The organism is Bradyrhizobium uaiense, from assembly GCF_010811875.1.
GTDB lineage: Bacteria > Pseudomonadota > Alphaproteobacteria > Rhizobiales > Xanthobacteraceae > Bradyrhizobium > Bradyrhizobium uaiense.
In genome coordinates this window covers 1-16,568 of sequence record NZ_VKHP01000022.1, presented here as the reverse complement: position 1 = coordinate 16,568, position 16,568 = coordinate 1, and the positions used below count along the sequence as shown (strand labels likewise).

The following is a 16,568-nucleotide window of genomic DNA, read 5'->3' as shown; positions in this document are numbered from 1 at the left end:
AGCAGCCGGCGCCCGCAACTACTCCTTCTTCTCGACGACGAAATTGCCGATCGCGCCGAGTGCCATCAGCACGCTGGTGCCGAGGAATACCGCGCGCATGCCGATATGGCCGCCGATGAATCCGCCGGCGAGCGGGCCGATCACCTGGCCGGCATACTGCGCCGAGATCGAATAGCCCAGCATGCTGCCGGTGACCGCATCGGGCACGTTGTGCCGGATCACGCTTGCGATGCACGGCAAGAGACCACCGAGCGCGAGCCCCATCAGGAAGCGAAGCAAGATCAGTTGCCAGCCGCTGGCGACGAAGGCCTGCGGGATCAGCAGCAGCGCCGAGACGGCAAGACAGACGGTGATGATCCGCCAGTGGCCGACACGATCGGCCAGCTTGCCGAGATGCGACGACGACAACAGGCTGCCGAACGCCGCCGCCGACATCACGAGACCGGCCACGAACGTCACCTGCGGCGCGTCGACCAATTGCGCGACATAGACCGTGATGATCGGCTCGATCGACATGTTGGCGATCATCAGCAGCAGGCCCGTTCCCCACATCGCGACGACAGGACGCTTGTCTGGAACGAGCGCCCAGCCGCCACGCGCTTTGCTGCCTTTCGCCGCCTTGGGACGTGCATCCTCGCGGATCAGGAAGGTCGTGCCGAGGAAGGTGAAGAAGATGACGCCGCCGATCAGGAAGAAGGTCGCGCGGATGCTGATCAGGCCCGGCAGGACGCCACCGATCAAGGGACCGACCAGGCTGCCGGCCATGATGCCGGCCGACAGCACGCCGATCGCCCAGCCGGACCGCGCCTTCGGCGTCTGCGCCGCGATCAGCACGGTCGAGCCCGAGGCGTAGCCGCCGAGCAGGCCGGTCAGCAGCCGCAAGCCCACCAGCTCATAGACATTGTGCGCCATGCCGATCAGCGACATGGCAATCGCCATGCCGAGGCTGGCGCGGATCAGCATCAGCTTGCGACCGTAACGATCGGCGAGCCGGCCCCACAGCGGCGCTGTCAACGCCGCGCTGAAGAAGGTTGCGCCATAGGCGACGCCCGACCATTGCACGATGGCGGCGTGGTCCGTGACGCCGAGCTGCTCGACATAGAGCGGCAGGAACGGCAGCAGCAGCGTCATCCCCACGATTGTCGTGAACGAGCCGAAAACGCAGACGGTCAGGTTGCGCTTCCAGGGGCCCGCGTCGAGCAGTGCCTCGCGATCCACTTCCATGTTCATGTCAGCGCAGCCCGATGACGGCGAAGCCGCGTGCCCGCAGGCCGCGGCGATCTTCATTCAGCGAACGGAGCAGGCGATCGCGGGTGTCGGTGATGTGATCGGCGGCCTCGCGCGCGGCGGCTTCGGGATCGTTGGCCTTGATGAAGCCGAGAATGCGCCGGTGCTCGCGCCAGGCCTGCTCGCGAGAGGGTTCGGTCCACACCTCAAGCCAGCGCGCCCGCGACAGCCGCGTCATGGCGCCGGCGATCGCCTTGACGATGAACGGGTTGCCGGAGAGGCGCGCGATCTCGACATGGAAATCGGTGCCGACACGATGCCATTCCTCGCGCGGCGCGCCGGATTGACAGGCATTCAGCATCTCTTCGACGCCGGCGATGTCGGCCTCGCTCGCCCGCGCGCAGGCGAGGCGGACGGCCGTCGTCTCCAGGGGAATCCGGAACTCCGCCAGCGACTCCAGCTCACCGAGGTCGATCGGCGCGACGATCCAGTTGCGGCCGTCGCGGCGGACCAGCTCTTCGCCTTCGAGCCGCACCAGCGCGGCACGGATCGGCGTGCGCGATCCCTCGAAGCGGCTCTCCAACCAGCGCTCGGTCAGCCGCTCGCCGGGGCCAAGGTCGAGGGAGAGGATCATCTCCCGGAGCTGGTCGTGGATCTGGAGCATCTGTGACATAGGGGGCCCTCCTCGGGGGCTCCTCGTCGACGTATCCCAATTTGGTATCCTAAACAAGGCTGATCCGGGATACCAGGAATGCCCGAGGGGTTAGCCAGCGGCCGGGCCGCGAGCCGGGCCGCGGACGATGGAACCCGTCTCCGGCGAACTGCTTTGTTTGACGGAATTGGGAGACCGCCAAATGCATATCGACGGGCAATGCCATTGCGGAGCCGTGACCTACGAGGCCGAGATCGATCCCGAGCGCATATCGATCTGCCATTGCACCGACTGCCAGGCACTGACCGGCTCGCCGTATCGGGTCACGGTGATCTGCGCCGCCGAGCAGGTCCGGCTGACCGGACCTGCGCCGAAAGTGTACGGCAAGACGGGCGACAACGGCCGGATCCGCTTCCAGCATTTCTGCGGCGACTGCGGTTCGCCCTTGTTCACGAGCGGCGAGGACGGCGGACCCGACGACTGGGGCATCCGCTGGGGCAGCATTCGCCAACGCGGCCAATTGACCCCGCGACGCCAGGTCTGGTGTCGCTCCGCCGCACCATGGACCAGTGATCTCAAAGGATTGCCGGCGCGGCCCAACGACTGAAGCGTAGGGATTGAGGCTCTGCGACCTTGCGCCTGAGGGGCGGGCGAGGCTAAAGAGGCGCGCAGGTAAGGGCGGCTAGCTCAGCTGGTTAGAGCATCTCGTTTACACCGAGAGGGTCGGGAGTTCGAATCTCTCGCCGCCTACCAGCCTTCGGACCTCACGGGCTACGGCTGGGCAAGCCAGCCATTGCGGATGAAATCATCCACTTGTTCCGTACCGCAGGGCGAAGGCTGTCGCGCCGAAGAGCGTAGGCGGACCGGCTCCTTCATCTCTGGCAGCCCATTGCTCTATTGCTGAAGCATCCTGATCGTCGAGATCGGCCACTTCCCGATGTGCCCCCTGATCGAGATACGCAACCCATGGGACTCGTCGAGGAACACGCCGTCGACGGTCCCCGCAGTTCCATCGGTGAGAACCGCAGCTCGTCCGACCAGCTCCGCCTCCGCTTGCACGTGCTCGCGCAGGATGACGATGGCGCGGTGTTTCACGAGCTGCAAGGCGGCCTCTGGCTGATGAGCCCTACGTAGTAAGGCCATTGCTTGGCCCTCGTTGCGCGCGTGGATAGGGCGCGATCCCGGCCGTGGGGTAGTCTCGATGGGGTGGCCGGGACCGCGCTTGCTCCGCGCTGGCGTGGCAAATGTTATTCGATGGCGCATTGCGCGAAAGGTGCCGAAAGTCACGCACGCAGGTTTGATGCCGACGCTGCAGCGATGCTATTGTCTCCGCCTAACCGGGAACTTGATGCATGCGCAAACTCGCCGCGATTTTTCTTCTCGCCATGATTGCCGGACCTGCATTCGCGCAGTCGGATCACGTCCAGCGCTACCGCGAAGAGGTCGAGAAGTCGCCGGCCGATACGGCCAACGAGGCACGGCAGCAGCGGGCCTACCAGCGTGCGCTCAGCGGCGTGCCGGACCAGAAGCCGACCGATCCGTGGGGCATCACGCGCAATGACGGGCAGGCCGCCCCGAAGGCGAATGCTGCGAAGACGAAGCAGGCCAAGCCGACGAGCGCAGCGGCCAAATGATCTCCGAGCGCGGACCCGGTCGATGAAGTACTACCTTTGCAAATTGACCGGACCGCGCCCGACCTTCCCGCAGGACATGACGCCGCAGGAAGCCGCGATCATGCAGACGCACGTCGCCTATTGGGGCGAGCTGCTGCAAGCCGGCAAGGCGCTGGTCTTCGGGCCGGTCGCCGATCCTGCGGGCGTCTGGGGGCTCGGCGTGCTGCAACTGTCCGATGATGCCGATCCGCACGAGATCGTCGCCAACGATCCCGTCACCAGGGCCAATGCCGGATTCACCTATCAAGTGATGCCGATGCTGCGCGCTGCGACGCGCGAGAGCTGCTAAAGCATGATCCCGAACAGTGCGAAGCGGTTTTCCCTCGCGACAAACGCGAACGCGTTTGCGCGGAGATCATGCTCGCATACGAAACGACGGAAGCTCCTCAACAAGGTTTGGATCGCATGAACGCAGGCCATCCGCAAAACGCCGATCAGATTACATATTGGAACGGCCCGGGCGGTCAGCGCTGGGCCACACGGCAGGCCGCGCAGGACATCGTGCTGCAGCCGGTGCTCGACCTCCTGATCAATCGCGCCGCCCCGAAGGCCGGCGAGCGCATCGTCGATGTCGGCTGCGGCAGCGGCGCCACGACATTCGCGCTGGCGTCGAAGGTCGCGCCCGCCGGCCACGTGCTTGGCGTCGACGTCTCGGAGCCGATGCTGACGCGGGCAAGGCAGAGCGCGCCGCAGGGATTGCCGGTCGAGTTCGCGCTTGCCGATGCGACCGTCTATCCGTTCGCCCCCGAGAGTTTTGATCTGTTGGCCTCGCGCTTCGGCGTGATGTTCTTTGCCGATCCCGCTGCATCCTTTGCCAATCTGCACAAGGCGATGAAGCCGACGGGCCGTCTTGCCTTCGCCTGCTGGCAGGAGCCGCGCGAAAATCCGTTCTTCATGGCACCGCTGCAGGCGGTCTACAAGCACGTGCCGAAACTGCCCCAGCTCGGGCCCGAGGATCCCGGTCCGTTTTCGTTTGCCTCCGAAGCTCGGGTGAAACGGATCCTGAGCGAAGCGGGCTTCTCCGGCATCGCGATGGAGCCGTGCAAGGTCGAGCTCGATGTCGCCACTGGACGCGGCATGGATGCGGCGATCCAGGGCGCGCTCGAGATCGGGCCGGCCAGCCGTGCCCTGGAAGGCCATCCGGATGAGGTGCGCTCCGCCGCGATCGCCTCGATGCGCGAGGCGTTGGCGCCCTTCGTCAAGGGCGATTCCGTGCGGCTGCCGGGCGCGATCTGGATCGTGACGGCGGGGGCCTGATCAGGCTCGCTCTTCCCAGATCATCGCGAGATGAACGATGGTCTGCACGGCCTTTTCCATGTCCTGACGGCTGACCCATTCGAGCCGCGAATGGAAAGCGTGCTCGCCCGCGAAGATGTTGGGGCAGGGCAGACCCATGAAGGACAGCCGCGAACCATCCGTGCCGCCGCGGATCGAGGTCTTGACCGGCGTCAGGCCGGCGCGCTCGATCGCCTCGATCGCGTAGGCGACGATCCGGGGGTGGCGATCGATCACCTCTTTCATGTTTCGGTATTGCTGCTTGACCTCCATGCGGTAGGTCGAGCGCGGGTATCCCTTCATGACATCTTTCACGATGTCGCCGAGCAGCGCTTCCTTCTGCTTCAGGCCGGCCTCGGTGAAGTCGCGCACGATGAAATCGATCCGCGCGTTCTCCAGCGCTCCCGAGATCGCGACAGGATGCAGAAAGCCTTCCTTGCCTTCGGTGGTCTCGGGCGAACAATGATCCTTCGGCAGGCGATCGACGATCGCGGCGGCGATCTTGATCGCGTGCTCCATCTTGCCCTTGGCGAAGCCCGGATGGGTCGCGACGCCTTCGATGATGATGCTGGCGCCGTCGGCCGAGAAGGTCTCGTCCTCGATGTGGCCGGCGGTCTCGCCGTCCATGGTGTAGCCGAAATCGGCGCCGAGCTTCTTGATGTCGACCTTGTCGACGCCGCGGCCGATCTCCTCGTCCGGCGTGAACAGGATCTTGATGGTGCCGTGCTTCACCTGCGGATTGGTGATCAGGAAATGCGCGGCATCCATGATCTCGGCGAGGCCGGCCTTGTTGTCGGCGCCGAGCAGGGTGGTGCCGTCGGTCGTGATGATGTCGTTGCCGATCTGGTCGGCCAGCGCTTCATGCTCAGCGGCGCGGATCACCTGCGAAGCGTCGGCCGGGAGCACGATGTCGCCGCCGGCATAATTCTTCACGACCTGCGGCCTGACGTTCTTGCCGGTGCAGTCGGGTGAGGTGTCCATGTGCGAGCAGAAGCAGATCACCGGCACGTTCTTGTCGGTGTTGGCCGGGATCGTCGCATAGACGTAGCCGTGTGGATCAAGATGCGCGTCCGATATCCCCATCGCTTGCAATTCGGTGACCAGGAGGCGACCGAGATTCTTCTGTTTCTCGGTGGAGGGCGTGGTGGGTGAATCCGGGTCGGACTGGGTGTCGATCACGACATAGCGCAGGAAGCGCTCGGTGACGGTGTGTTTGAAGTCGAGAGCCGGTGCCAGCATGAAGACCGCGCAAGGTGGGGAACGGGAATAAAGCGCTTGGGCGAAGGTGGTTCGCGCAAGCAAAACGCATCAAGACAGAACTCTATAACAGAAAAGCGCCACTCCGGGGCCGCGCGCGAGCCGGAATGGCGCCTGGTATCAACGGAGAGTTAAGAGCCTCAGACGGCTTCCTTCAACTCCTTGGCGGCGCGGAAGGCGACCTTCTTGCTCGCCTTGATGTGGATCTGCTCGCCGGTTGCCGGGTTGCGGCCCATGCGGGCGGCGCGCTTGCGGACCTGGAGGATGCCGAGGCCGACGATACGAATCCGCTCGCCCTTCTTGAGGTGCTTGGTGATCCGGGTGACCATGTCGGTCAGGATCGCCTCGGCCTGCTTCTTGGACAGCTCCTGCTCTTCGGCGATGGCCGCCGCCAGGTGCTTCAGCGTGATCGTCGCCGGGGTCGCTGCTTTCTTCGCCATGTGTGGCCCTCCTCGTTGCTGAATGGCTGGATTGCTGCTTTCACGCGAATGGCGCGCCGTTCGCGTCGGGAAATTGCGTCCGGAGAGGTCCTGAAAACCACCGGTTCTGGGAACGGGCAGCGCCGGGCCGGCCACAGGAAACCCAGACGTATCAGGCCTTATTCGATTCGGGGCTTTGCTGACACCACCGTTTCCCCCGAAAACAGGCGACAACCCGAGCCCGCGGCGTAAAATGGCTGCGCTGTGCAGGGATCCGCAACGTGCTTGACTATCGGGATGCGGGCCTTTATGCCCTCGATCCTGCGCGGATCAATCGACGATCGGCATCCGCGGGAGTAGCTCAGTTGGTTAGAGCGCCGCCCTGTCACGGCGGAGGCCGCGGGTTCGAGTCCCGTCTCTCGCGCCAGTCTTATCAAGCACTTAGCCCAAATTCCAGATTTGAGACGTGTCACGCGGTGCGCCGCCATGGCACTTTTGAACGCGCCTTTGCCTGGGGCTGCGGCACGTATCATGGAACGCGAGGACAACTCCGCGCCGACGCTCGCGCTTGCTCAGACGATCTCGATCGCCGGGTCGCTCCCGGCAGTCGCGTGATCATCGTTCACGCGTGCAATCTGGCATTCCGCCACGCCTGACACGATTAGCCACGTATCCGGCTTCGCGCCTTCTCCAATGACGACCGTTGCGTCCTGATCCGGGAGTGCCTGGAGCACCTGGATGAGCTCGCGGACTTTCATCGACATGCTTCCTGGAGGCTGGCCAACTGGTTCGCCTCGCACACCAGCATCACGTGAGCCGATGCGGTAGTGACTATCGCCATCCAGACCAATGAGAAGCTGACGTGCGGCAGGTCTCGGTTCATCTGCGCAGCGTAACGCGCGAGCCTGACGCCAACCTTACCCGTGTGACGGCTGAAGTCGGTCACCGATGCGTCGATCACGGAACGGATCTCAAATACTGCGGATAGGCATCGTTCTGAATTGCTCCCGGTGACAGCGGTCACGACGACTTGGAGCGGAACGACGCCAGCGGTTCCATCGTCTTCCGGAACTCACATGCTTTCGATGCGTCTTAAAGTCGCCGGAGAAACGAGACAGTCTCGAACAATGCAATTGGCGGGCGAGGGCTGATGAAGCGACCATAGCACGGAGGCGTGTCGATGAACTGGAGTTCGTGGCTCAACGAGTACTACAACGACGAACTGGAAAAGGCGGATGCCGCCTGCCGAAGGGGAGAGTCGGTATACGAGGCACTCAAATGGATCGACGATCCGTATCTGTGGAATGTGCTGCTCTGGAAGGAATATGATGGCTTCAAGGCGATCAAGGCCGCTATTCCCGATCCACCCGATGCCGGGACCCAGAAAAACTGGAGCGGTCGTTCCGGGATGGAGCTCGGTGCCGCCGTCATCGAAACCTATCGTCTCCTGCACGACAAGCTCAGGCGCCATCTGGACAAGCCATTCGATGAGTGCTCCGTGCTGGACTATGGTTGCGGCTGGGGGAGTGTGCTCCGCTATTTCATGAAGGACGTGCCGCTGCGCAATCTGCACGGGTGCGATCCTCACAAAGGCATCATCCAGGTCGCGCAACGCTCCAACCCGGGCGCCGATATCGTGGTGTCGGACAGCCTGCCGAGACGTCTTCCGTTCAACCAGAAATTCGACGTGGCTTACGCCTTGTCGATCTGGACGCACCTCTCGCCTGCTGCGAGCGAGGTATGTTTGGACGCGGTCCACGCCTCTCTGGAGAATCGTGGTCTGTTTCTGCTCACCATTCGACCGCCGGCATACGCATTCTATGAGCCGATCTCCAAATTGCCTGGCTGGGATCAGCAAAAAATCGCCGAGACCGTGGCGCGAGACGGATTCTACTTCTATCCCCAAAGCTATCCGGTCGACGGCGAAATGACCTATGGCGAGACGATCATTTCCAAACGGTACATCGAGACGCACTGGACCGACCGTTTTGATCTTATCGATGTCGGCATGAACGGGATATCGCCGTATCAGGGCATCATCGTGCTCCGAAAGAAGTGAGGCACGTCTTCAGCTTTTCGGCAACGTCGTGCCGCGGCAGGATGCGAAAAAATCAGGCCGCGACACCGACGACATTGATGGGCAGCGTTGACTGTCGCCGATGACGCGACGCTGCCGCCTGCTGTTCGGGCGTCAGCCACCACAGCAGGAACAGCAAAGCAACCCCATTCGACAGCAGGCCTGTCGTGAGCGGCACGTTCATGATCGCCTGAACGGCGATGCCGGACGACACCGCGATGAAGCGCGGTGGGAGATGCCGCGAGACCATCGATCCGATCGACAGGATCAGGCCGCACGCCAGCGCCGACAGGGGGGCGAGCGGAAGGCCGACCGATGCGATGCCCTCGGTGGCGAGGAAGAAGGCATTGAAATTGCCGTTCCGATAGATCGCTCCGAGCGTCGGGCCGAGCTCGCCATACGGGCAGGCGGTCGCGTGGCGCAGGACGGTGATCTGGCAGAACCAGGTGAGCTCGCGATGCGCAAAGAAGTCGGCGTAGTGATCAAGCGCGAGCGAGGGGATCGCGAGGAAGCGCAGATTGATGGCGCTGAACAGGACATAGTTCCTGTCGGCAGCGAGAACGAAGAAAGCCAGTAGGCCGATCATCATCGGGATCAGGAATGCGAGCACCGTGGCGAGCCGCGGATTGAAGCGGCTGAACAACCAGAACAGAAATGGCAGCCAGATCGGCAACAGGAGGACGGTCTTGTTGTTGACCACTGGATAGAAGCTGAGCGCAAGCAGCAACACGCCGGCCGCCGCGATCCATCGGCGGTGCGATGCGAAATACGCGAACAGATACGGCAGAACCGCGCCGATCATGATTCCGGTGAGATAGTTCAGCAGCGCCGGCCGCACGACGGCGTTGCGGGCTGCGCCATAGGGATTGCCGAGATTGGCACCGTAGGAGATGTCGCCGATCAGCACGGCGAAGGACGACACCAGCAGCAGCAGCGCGACACGCTCAATGGTAGCGCCCGACAGGTCGGGCCGCCAAAGATGGATATTCTGGAACATCAGCGGGATGATCGCTGCGGCCAGCGCGGCAATCATGGCCCAGCGGGCGATGGCGTGCGGATAATCGAATTCGCTGAAGAAGCTGAGCCACACGAAGCCGAACACGGCCGACAGCAGCGGGAAGCCCACCAGATAACCGAAGCTGAAGCGTGCTGCGACAAACGCCGGGATGAAGACGACCATGACGGCGGTGCCAAGCACGGCCTGCACCGTCACGTCGGATCGCCAGACGTGCATCGCCGGGAAGGCGTGCCCGCAGGCGATCAACGAGCCGACGCTGAGGACGAAGAACCCAGGGATCGTGATCCCGACAACCAGGTCGTCGCGCGTCAATTTCATCGGCCAGTCCGAATCGAAAGCTGGCTGCCAGTTAGCCAGCCGGCTGCGGACGAAGCAAGTCAAGCAAAGTTAAGCGACGTCCCGGTCCATGTTGTTGTGTTTCCGCCGGACGGTCTGTCACCGCGGCGCCGCATTAGGTTCACAGACAGCAACAGGTTGCCTTGATCAGGCAAAGAAGGCGGCGACAGCGTTCAGGTCGGATTGGCCGGGAACGTCGCCGCGCAGATTGGCGTCGATGATGCGGCGGCAGGCGTCCACCGTCGGGGTATCGCCCAGTTCGTTGGCAGCCTCGAGGATCGACCAGACCGTCTCCATTGGAACGTCGTTCTGCATGGTTGCCTTCGGATCTGACAGCATCGGCGGTGCCGGGGGCTAGAATTCGAACAGGTCGCGGCCGCGACGGGCCAGGGTGTGCAGGTCCGCCACGGTGCCGCGCACCGCGTTGCAGCGGCGGCATTCGATGATGGTGTCGCCGGCTGCGTGCGCCGGATCGGCGACCTTGATCGCCAGGCTGCCGCAATCCGTGCAGATGATCTTGAAGCCGGTCGAAATTACTTGCTGATGCAAATTCATTGTGGGCCTGCGCCTCTGACGACGCCGACCTTAGGGAACAATTTTTAAAACTGGGGTCGCGGAGCGGATTGCAATCGAACGACCGCGTTAGGACGCGGTTAAGACTTCGACGCGGCGGTGCGGCCCGGCAGGTGCAACGTCGGCCTGTTGAGCCTGGCGGCGGTGGCGCGCACGGCCTGCCGCGCATTGACGGTGATGATGCCGGCGGCGTGGGCCCAGACCGCGAGGTCGGACGCGCTGTCGCCTGCATAAATGAAGCCCGCGGGAAAGGTCTTCAGCAGCAGGTCAGCCTTGTTCGCGCCCTTGAGATTGTGTTCGCCATCGGAGGCGAGCACCTGGTCGATCCATGGCAGGCGCGATGCAAGTTGGTTCGCAAGCAGCGCGTCGGCCGCGGTCGCCAGCACGACGCGGCGGCCGGCCGCTTTCTCACGCTCGGCCAAGGCGACGACGTCCTGGTGGAGATCGATCCGGCTCCAGTCGATGCGCTGGCGCAGCGCGAGCTGGCGCTTCAGCGCCGCGCGGCCGCGCGTCAGCCAGGCGGCGCATGCCGCGACGATCAGCGGATTGCGGCGCAGGATCGAGAACAGGCTGAGATAGAGCAGGTCGCCCTTGATCAGCGTGCCGTCGAGGTCGAGCACCAACGGCAGCGAGGCCGGGAGGCCGAGCAGAGTGGCCAACCCGTCGGTGCTGGAGGTGTCCTGCGGCCTGGCAATGCCATTGCCGGCGAGGCGAGGTTCAGTCATTCGCGGCGCTCAGCCGGGTTGCAACCTTGCACACGTCGATCTCGCGTGCCCCGGTCTCGGTGGTCCTGCAATCGCCGTAGCCGAACCTGGCGGCAAAGGCCACACCGTCTTCATCCGAGCTCGAGACGATCAAGACCTGCGGCGCGCCATGATTGGCGGCGCGAAATTTGGCGACTGAGGCGACGTCGGGCGTATCCTGCCAGTCCGGCGTGGCACGCATGAAATCGCGTGCCTCGACGTATTGCAGCGGGAAGTAGCCGAAATACCGTGTCGAGGGCAGCGGCGACGACAGGCCGACGCCGCGACCCGCAAGTGCTGCGGTCTGCGCGGCGTGCAGTGTCGGACGGATGCGCCAGGCGAACAGATGGCTGTCGCGCTGGGCGATCAGGTCGGCACTGGCAAAGCTCTGGCCGGGATTGTCGCGGCCGGCGGCGAGCTCGCTTTCCAGCGTCGGAGCCCAGCTCTCGTAGGCGACGGCACGGACCGCAGTCTGTCCAACCAGGCCGGACAGCGCGGCCATGCCAAGCGCACGGGCCAGCGCCGGAGCGGGCTGGCGGCTTGCGATCGCGAGCACGATCGCGATCCCGCTATAGGGCGCAAGACGTTCCGACAGCAGCGCCGAGCCGGTCTTGAGATTGAGCAGCGACAGCGCCACCACGAGGACGAAGAACACAGGCCACAGCAGATCACCCGAACGGAAGCGCCGTAGCGCGACGAAACCCGCCAGGACGATCGCGCCGAGCACAGGGGCGAGCGCGATCACTTCCCACCGGGTGAAGGTGAAGAGATAGGTCGCGGCCACGACGCGGCGGATGATCTGGGCAATGCCGCCCTCGGTGCTGGCGGTCTCGCCGGCGATGTTCTGGTAGGCGAGCAGGAAGCTTGCAATCAGAAGCAAGACAGGCAGCGCGGCCGCGGCGGCCCACAGGCCATCGCGCAGCAGGCGCCGTACGGCGGCCTTGGTGCCTTGCCGCTCGAAGGTCGCGACGGCGCGCGCCATGCCGTCGGCGGCGAGCAGCAGACAAGCCGCGACGACCGAGGTGATGTGAGTGAGATAGAGCGCGGCCAGGAACACCGCGGTCGCGACAAAGGCCAGCGCATCGCGGCGGCCGTTGAGGCCGCGCCAGAAGCTCGCGAACAGCAGGAACAGCGGGATGCCCAGCGCGAAATTGTAGAAGCCCCAATGGATGAAGACGCCGAAAGCGATCGGCAGCAGCAGCAGCGCCGGCAGCAACGGCCGCTCGGTCTCTGCGCGGCTCGCCGCGAACGCCGCAACGATCCAGACGAGGCCATAGAGGCTGAGGAACAGGCTGTTGGCGACCAGCGCATCGCCGGTCAGCCGGATCAGCGCGGCAAGCAGCAGATAGATCGCCGAGTTCGGCTCGATCCGTGGATTCCATTGATAGAACGACGCCGCCGGCTCTTGCAGCGCGCCGCCCCAGCCGAAGCGGGCGATCAGGTCGGCCTGCGCGAGATGCACCGGCCCGTCCTGGGTCGGAACCAGCTTCACCAGCCAGATCGGACCATCGAGCAGCACGAGCAGCGCCGCGAACAGCAGCGCCATGGCGACGACGCCGAAATTGGCCTTCTGTGCCTCGAACGGAGTTGCAATCGACATGATCAGCGGATCCCGCCGAGACGGATGAGGTCCGAACTGGTGAGGCTGTTCAGCCAGGGCAGGTCGACGAAGGTCAGGATGCCGAACAGCGCCATGGTGACCGCCGCCGCGATCAGCATCGCCGGCTGCCGCATCAGTTCCTCCGGCCGTGCAGCGGCGGAATCCGGCGTCAGTGCCAGCCGCATATAGGACGCGAACAGCGCGATCAGCATCGGCACCACGACGAGATACTCGATGCGATATTTCAGCAGGAAGATCGCCATCATGAAGGCAAAGCCCTGGGCATAGACGAGACAACTCGTGACCAGGCTCGAATGGGTATAGACCGCGAAGGAGGGCCGGTAGGCGGCGAGGTTGGCGGTGCCGCCGGCCTCGACGATTGCGCGATGCTCGGAGACCCGCTTGGCCGCCATCAGGAAGGCACCACCGAACCAGTAGGCGAGCAGGATCGACACCGGTGGCGCGATGCTCGGCACCACGGCGAACCAGCCGAACAGGAAGCGCAGCGGATTGTTGAGGGACTCGACGATGACGTCGACGAAGGCGCGGTCCTTGGCGCGGATCGGACGCACATTGTAGATCACGCCGAACACCGCGAACACAGTCGCGGTGGCAGCGAAGGCATAGCCGAGCCGGTTGGCGGCCCAGATGCCGACGGTGGTCAGCACGACGTATTGCGCAAGCACGATGGTCGGCGACATCGCGGTCTGCACCGCGGGGCGGGCGCGCTTGGTCGGGTGCATGGCGTCGAACGGCGCATCGAGCCATTCGTTGATGGTGTAGTTGGCCGACGACAGCGCCATCGCAACGAACAGGCAGATGACGAGGCGCTCGGCGAGCGTCGCAAGCTCGATCGGCCCGGTCTGCGACATGATCAGCGCAAAGGCGACGCCGGGGATGATCAGCACATGCTTGATCCAGTGGTCTGGCCTGGCGATCGCAATGTAATCGGTGATGCCGGCGGCCGGCTGGGCGTGGTTGGTGACGGACATCGCAATCCTCCAAACTCTGCCTGTCCCGCATCGGGGCGAGAGCGGGGCAAGACGGTTTGGAAGGGGCAGCGATCGTGCCGCGCGGCGCGGAATCGCCGCCCGTCGATGCGTAGGCGCGTAACGGGGTTAACGCCGGTAGCAGGGGAAGGAGTTGGCGTGGATTTCAGGTTCGCTGCGGGCGGGCTCGCCCGGGTCAGGCCGCGGTGCCGTCTGGTCCTGCTGTGGCCGGCCCGCGGTCATGCGCGTCGGAATGGGACAGCTGTTTCAGTTCGGCAGCGCCCAACAAAAAGGCCGCCCGAAGCGGCCGTTTGTCTGCCGAAGTGTGGAACGTCTTAGCGGACGGTCGAGGCGCCCGAGGAGGTGATCGCGACCGGCTTACCGGCCTTGATGACCTGGGTGGTCTGAGCAGTCTGGGTGAAATCCGCGTTGTTCCGCGCCGAAATGCCGAAAGCCGCAACCCCGATGGCCGCAACAAGGGCAACCACCACAATCTTGAGGTGGGTCGCGCGATCGGCTGAATGGATCGAGTGGTTCATGGTCGCCTCCGGGCGTCTATGCGCCGTCTATGGCAGCTACTGGTAAGCCGCATCTGTTTCCGGATCGTTTCGTGAGTTCCCGGAAATGGTTTCGTGCCACAGGCGGATTGGTTTCACCGTGCCTTGCATCACACAGCCGGAGGGCTGAAACTGGCTCCAGGCGCGGAACGCGCTCGGGAGAAAAACAATAATGAAAACAAAGAATATGACGCGCCGCCGGGTGCTGGGAACCGGCTCCGCGGCCGTTGCCGCCACCATGTTTGGTAAGCCAGTCCTTGCCGCCGCCGAGTTCGACTTCAAGCTCGGCGTCAACACTCCGGAAACCCATCCGCTAACAATCCGCCTCGTCGAGGCCGCAAAGGATGTTGCGGCGCAGTCGTCGGGGCGGGTCAGCATCACGGTGTTTCCGAACAGCCAGCTCGGCGGCGACCCTGAAATGCTGTCGCAGGTCCGGGCCGGCGGGATCGAGTTGATGGCCGCGCCGAGCCTGACGCTGTCGATCCTGGTGCCGCTTTCGGGGCTGCCCAGCATCGGCTTCGCATTCCAATCCTACGATCAAGTCTGGGCGGCGATGGATGGCGGCGTCGGCGACACCGTGCGCGAGGCGATCGCCAGGACCGGCCTGGTGCCGTTGAAGAAGGTTTGGGACAACGGTTTCCGCCAGATCACATCATCGTCGAGCCGACAGCTCGGCAGTGTCGATGATCTCAAGGGCTTCAAGATCCGCGTACCCGTGACCGCGCTCTTGACCTCACTGTTCTCAGGCCTCGGCGCATTGCCGTCGAGCATCTCCTACAGCGAGCTCTATTCGGCGCTGCAGACCCACATCGTCGAGGGACAGGAGAATCCGCTGGCGCAGGTCTCGACCGGAAAGCTCTACGAGGTCCAGAAATACTGCGCGCTGTCGAACCATTGCTGGAGCGGCTACTGGATCATCGGCAACCGCCGCGCGATGGCGAGCCTGCCGCCCGATCTGCTCGAGATCATCAATGCGGCGTTCGACGCGGCCGCAATGAAGGAGCGCGCTGATCTCATCGAGCTCGATCGCTCGCTGCAGGCCGAGCTGACCGCGAAGGGCATGACCTTCAACAAGCTCGATCACGTCCAGTTCAGGGCCGCGCTGGTGAAGGCCGGCTTCTACACGCAGTGGCAGAAGACTTACGGCGCGGACGCCTGGGCGACGCTGGAGAAATATACGGGGAAGTTGACGTAGCGGCACCCGGATCGCCAACAGCAATTCAGCAGCCGATCGCGCCACGCAATGTGCGATCGGCATGCCTCAACAAGTATTCCGGTAAATCTCACGCGAGCGTGTCGAGGCGGCGCAAGGAAACGTGCGGACATGACTTTGTGGCACAGAAAGCACATCGTCGCGCTTTCGGTTGCATCTTTGTTTTTCGTGATGCGGCAGGATGTCTCAGGGGATACAACCTCACGCTGAGATTTTCAGTGGCCGCCTATTCTCGGCCCGAGTTGGAATGGCATTCGCGTGCAGGTCGAGGAACGTTTTCGATTGCCCCGCTTGCGACGGGTTGCCGTAACCGTCGCTCTGCTCGTCGCGTTCGGGACTGGCGCACGTGCCCAGACGGTGCTGAATGTCGGCGATGGCGCGAGCCTCGTCACCGCGCTGACGACGATCGATAACAATCCCGGCACCAACTATACGCTCAACATCACGAACAACATCACGCTCACCGCCGGAACAACGCTGCCGGTCATCAATTCAAGCGGCACCGTAACCATTAACGGCGGCAACTTCACGCTCGATGGCGGCGGCCTGCAGCGCGGATTCTTCGTCTACGCCGGCAGCGTCGCGATCAACAATCTCACCATCCAGAACGCCGTCGCCAAGGGCGGCGCGCTGTTCGTCGCCAGCGGCGCCAACGTCACGGTCAGCAATGTGTCGCTCGCGAGCAATCAGGCTAATGGCGGAAGCGGCGGCAATTACGGCTCGACCGTCGCCGGTGGTGGCGGTGGCGGCGGGCTCGGTGGCAATGGCGGAAACGGTGGTAACTCCGGCGGTGGTGGCGGAGGCGGGATTGGCCTCGGCGCCAACGGCGGGGCCGGCCAGACTGGCTCGACGGGTGGCAACGGGGCTGCCGGCATCGCTGTCGGCGCTGCCGGTGGTGGCGCTGGGGCCGCCGACCCGGGGGGTGGTGGCTCACCAGGCACAGGGGGCGCCAATGGAGG

At 64.1% G+C, this 16,568-nt stretch carries 20 protein-coding genes, 2 tRNA genes and 1 pseudogene; 9 read left to right on the top strand and 14 right to left on the bottom strand.

All coding sequences use genetic code 11. The annotated features are described in order from the left end of the window. Window positions 1-18: 18 nt before the first annotated feature. Window positions 19-1,230, bottom strand: a complete 1,212-nt coding sequence (locus FNJ47_RS08375) for an MFS transporter (RefSeq protein ID WP_163152491.1) — start codon at window positions 1,228-1,230, stop codon at window positions 19-21. A gap of 1 nt (window position 1,231) precedes the next feature. After that, window positions 1,232-1,900 (bottom strand): GntR family transcriptional regulator, encoded by a 669-nt coding sequence (locus FNJ47_RS08370; protein ID WP_163152489.1) that lies wholly within the window; start codon window positions 1,898-1,900, stop codon window positions 1,232-1,234. Window positions 1,901-2,081: 181 nt separating this feature from the next. Here FNJ47_RS08370 and FNJ47_RS08365 point away from each other — a divergent pair, with 181 nt between their 5' ends. Then, window positions 2,082-2,486: a GFA family protein gene (locus FNJ47_RS08365; protein WP_163152487.1), complete on the top strand. Its 405-nt coding sequence runs from the start codon at window positions 2,082-2,084 to the stop codon at window positions 2,484-2,486. Window positions 2,487-2,555: 69 nt separating this feature from the next. Beyond that, window positions 2,556-2,632 (top strand) — tRNA-Val (locus tag FNJ47_RS08360). A 141-nt stretch (window positions 2,633-2,773) separates the two neighbouring features. Here FNJ47_RS08360 and FNJ47_RS08355 read toward each other — a convergent pair. Beyond that, window positions 2,774-2,983 (bottom strand): PRC-barrel domain containing protein, encoded by a 210-nt coding sequence (locus FNJ47_RS08355; RefSeq protein WP_163152485.1) that lies wholly within the window; start codon window positions 2,981-2,983, stop codon window positions 2,774-2,776. 248 nt (window positions 2,984-3,231) lie between these two features. Here FNJ47_RS08355 and FNJ47_RS08350 point away from each other — a divergent pair, with 248 nt between their 5' ends. From FNJ47_RS08350 to FNJ47_RS08340, 3 genes are all read left to right on the top strand, one after another. After that, complete coding sequence (locus FNJ47_RS08350; protein WP_163152483.1) at window positions 3,232-3,513, top strand: hypothetical protein; 282 nt, start codon at window positions 3,232-3,234, stop codon at window positions 3,511-3,513. Between the two features lie 22 nt (window positions 3,514-3,535). Next, window positions 3,536-3,841, top strand: a complete 306-nt coding sequence (locus tag FNJ47_RS08345; protein WP_163152481.1) for a YciI family protein — start codon at window positions 3,536-3,538, stop codon at window positions 3,839-3,841. A 116-nt stretch (window positions 3,842-3,957) separates the two neighbouring features. Beyond that, on the top strand, window positions 3,958-4,809 hold the full coding sequence (locus tag FNJ47_RS08340) for a class I SAM-dependent methyltransferase (protein WP_163152479.1): 852 nt from the start codon (window positions 3,958-3,960) through the stop codon (window positions 4,807-4,809). On the opposite strand, the gene pepT is transcribed toward FNJ47_RS08340, so the two are convergent. Together pepT and FNJ47_RS53865 are read right to left on the bottom strand one after the other, a co-directional pair. Next, window positions 4,810-6,066 carry a peptidase T gene (gene pepT, locus FNJ47_RS08335; RefSeq protein ID WP_163152477.1) on the bottom strand — a complete coding sequence of 419 codons (1,257 nt, stop codon included), beginning with the start codon at window positions 6,064-6,066 and terminating at the stop codon, window positions 4,810-4,812. Window positions 6,067-6,224: 158 nt separating this feature from the next. After that, window positions 6,225-6,548: an HU family DNA-binding protein gene (locus tag FNJ47_RS53865; protein ID WP_224924859.1), complete on the bottom strand. Its 324-nt coding sequence runs from the start codon at window positions 6,546-6,548 to the stop codon at window positions 6,225-6,227. A gap of 305 nt (window positions 6,549-6,853) precedes the next feature. Here FNJ47_RS53865 and FNJ47_RS08325 point away from each other — a divergent pair. Continuing rightward, window positions 6,854-6,930: transfer RNA gene (locus tag FNJ47_RS08325), tRNA-Asp, on the top strand. Between the two features lie 145 nt (window positions 6,931-7,075). Here FNJ47_RS08325 and FNJ47_RS08320 read toward each other — a convergent pair. Both FNJ47_RS08320 and FNJ47_RS08315 read right to left on the bottom strand, forming a co-directional pair. Beyond that, a complete protein-coding gene (locus FNJ47_RS08320; protein WP_163152475.1) occupies window positions 7,076-7,261 on the bottom strand; it encodes a hypothetical protein in 186 nt (61 codons plus the stop codon). Then, window positions 7,258-7,464 (bottom strand): hypothetical protein, encoded by a 207-nt coding sequence (locus FNJ47_RS08315; RefSeq protein ID WP_163152473.1) that lies wholly within the window; start codon window positions 7,462-7,464, stop codon window positions 7,258-7,260. The genes FNJ47_RS08320 and FNJ47_RS08315 overlap by 4 nt, the downstream gene beginning before the upstream one ends. A 219-nt stretch (window positions 7,465-7,683) precedes the next feature. Between FNJ47_RS08315 and FNJ47_RS08310 the strand changes: the two genes are divergently transcribed. Then, a complete protein-coding gene (locus tag FNJ47_RS08310; RefSeq protein WP_229188078.1) occupies window positions 7,684-8,562 on the top strand; it encodes a class I SAM-dependent methyltransferase in 879 nt (292 codons plus the stop codon). Between the two features lie 52 nt (window positions 8,563-8,614). Here FNJ47_RS08310 and FNJ47_RS08305 read toward each other — a convergent pair whose 3' ends face one another. The 7 genes from FNJ47_RS08305 to FNJ47_RS08275 form a co-directional block, all read right to left on the bottom strand. Continuing rightward, complete coding sequence (locus FNJ47_RS08305) at window positions 8,615-9,916, bottom strand: hypothetical protein (RefSeq protein WP_163152469.1); 1,302 nt, start codon at window positions 9,914-9,916, stop codon at window positions 8,615-8,617. A gap of 165 nt (window positions 9,917-10,081) precedes the next feature. Then, a complete protein-coding gene (locus FNJ47_RS08300) occupies window positions 10,082-10,249 on the bottom strand; it encodes a hypothetical protein (protein ID WP_229199790.1) in 168 nt (55 codons plus the stop codon). 39 nt (window positions 10,250-10,288) lie between these two features. Continuing rightward, window positions 10,289-10,489 carry a hypothetical protein gene (locus FNJ47_RS08295; protein ID WP_163152465.1) on the bottom strand — a complete coding sequence of 67 codons (201 nt, stop codon included), beginning with the start codon at window positions 10,487-10,489 and terminating at the stop codon, window positions 10,289-10,291. Between the two features lie 98 nt (window positions 10,490-10,587). After that, the gene (locus tag FNJ47_RS08290; protein ID WP_163152463.1) at window positions 10,588-11,232 is read right to left on the bottom strand and encodes a haloacid dehalogenase-like hydrolase; all 645 of its coding nucleotides are present in this window, start codon (window positions 11,230-11,232) and stop codon (window positions 10,588-10,590) included. Then, a complete protein-coding gene (locus tag FNJ47_RS08285) occupies window positions 11,225-12,850 on the bottom strand; it encodes a hypothetical protein (protein WP_163152461.1) in 1,626 nt (541 codons plus the stop codon). The genes FNJ47_RS08290 and FNJ47_RS08285 overlap by 8 nt, the downstream gene beginning before the upstream one ends. 2 nt (window positions 12,851-12,852) lie before the next feature. Then, entirely contained in the window at window positions 12,853-13,842 is a 990-nt protein-coding gene (locus tag FNJ47_RS08280) for a UbiA family prenyltransferase (RefSeq protein WP_163152459.1), read from the bottom strand. 332 nt (window positions 13,843-14,174) lie between these two features. Next, complete coding sequence (locus FNJ47_RS08275) at window positions 14,175-14,378, bottom strand: hypothetical protein (RefSeq protein ID WP_163152457.1); 204 nt, start codon at window positions 14,376-14,378, stop codon at window positions 14,175-14,177. A gap of 256 nt (window positions 14,379-14,634) precedes the next feature. On the opposite strand from FNJ47_RS08275, the gene FNJ47_RS08270 reads away from it, so the two are divergent. Both FNJ47_RS08270 and FNJ47_RS08265 read left to right on the top strand, forming a co-directional pair. Further along, complete coding sequence (locus tag FNJ47_RS08270; RefSeq protein WP_163152550.1) at window positions 14,635-15,591, top strand: TRAP transporter substrate-binding protein; 957 nt, start codon at window positions 14,635-14,637, stop codon at window positions 15,589-15,591. A gap of 309 nt (window positions 15,592-15,900) precedes the next feature. Further along, window positions 15,901-16,568 (top strand): annotated as a pseudogene (locus FNJ47_RS08265) (hypothetical protein); the annotation flags it as partial.

Coding starts and splice junctions, on each gene's coding strand:
- pepT (WP_163152477.1), bottom strand. CDS start 6,066: ATGCTGGCACCGGCTCTCGACTTCAAACACACCGTCACCGAGCGCTTC.
- FNJ47_RS08295 (WP_163152465.1), bottom strand. CDS start 10,489: ATGAATTTGCATCAGCAAGTAATTTCGACCGGCTTCAAGATCATCTGC.
- FNJ47_RS08365 (WP_163152487.1), top strand. CDS start 2,082: ATGCATATCGACGGGCAATGCCATTGCGGAGCCGTGACCTACGAGGCC.
- FNJ47_RS08375 (WP_163152491.1), bottom strand. CDS start 1,230: ATGAACATGGAAGTGGATCGCGAGGCACTGCTCGACGCGGGCCCCTGG.
- FNJ47_RS08290 (WP_163152463.1), bottom strand. CDS start 11,232: ATGACTGAACCTCGCCTCGCCGGCAATGGCATTGCCAGGCCGCAGGAC.
- FNJ47_RS08345 (WP_163152481.1), top strand. CDS start 3,536: ATGAAGTACTACCTTTGCAAATTGACCGGACCGCGCCCGACCTTCCCG.
- FNJ47_RS08370 (WP_163152489.1), bottom strand. CDS start 1,900: ATGTCACAGATGCTCCAGATCCACGACCAGCTCCGGGAGATGATCCTC.
- FNJ47_RS08280 (WP_163152459.1), bottom strand. CDS start 13,842: ATGTCCGTCACCAACCACGCCCAGCCGGCCGCCGGCATCACCGATTAC.
- FNJ47_RS08285 (WP_163152461.1), bottom strand. CDS start 12,850: ATGTCGATTGCAACTCCGTTCGAGGCACAGAAGGCCAATTTCGGCGTC.
- FNJ47_RS08300 (WP_229199790.1), bottom strand. CDS start 10,249: ATGCAGAACGACGTTCCAATGGAGACGGTCTGGTCGATCCTCGAGGCT.
- FNJ47_RS08310 (WP_229188078.1), top strand. CDS start 7,684: ATGAACTGGAGTTCGTGGCTCAACGAGTACTACAACGACGAACTGGAA.
- FNJ47_RS08270 (WP_163152550.1), top strand. CDS start 14,635: ATGTTTGGTAAGCCAGTCCTTGCCGCCGCCGAGTTCGACTTCAAGCTC.
- FNJ47_RS08320 (WP_163152475.1), bottom strand. CDS start 7,261: ATGAAAGTCCGCGAGCTCATCCAGGTGCTCCAGGCACTCCCGGATCAG.
- FNJ47_RS08350 (WP_163152483.1), top strand. CDS start 3,232: ATGCGCAAACTCGCCGCGATTTTTCTTCTCGCCATGATTGCCGGACCT.
- FNJ47_RS08340 (WP_163152479.1), top strand. CDS start 3,958: ATGAACGCAGGCCATCCGCAAAACGCCGATCAGATTACATATTGGAAC.
- FNJ47_RS08305 (WP_163152469.1), bottom strand. CDS start 9,916: ATGAAATTGACGCGCGACGACCTGGTTGTCGGGATCACGATCCCTGGG.
- FNJ47_RS08275 (WP_163152457.1), bottom strand. CDS start 14,378: ATGAACCACTCGATCCATTCAGCCGATCGCGCGACCCACCTCAAGATT.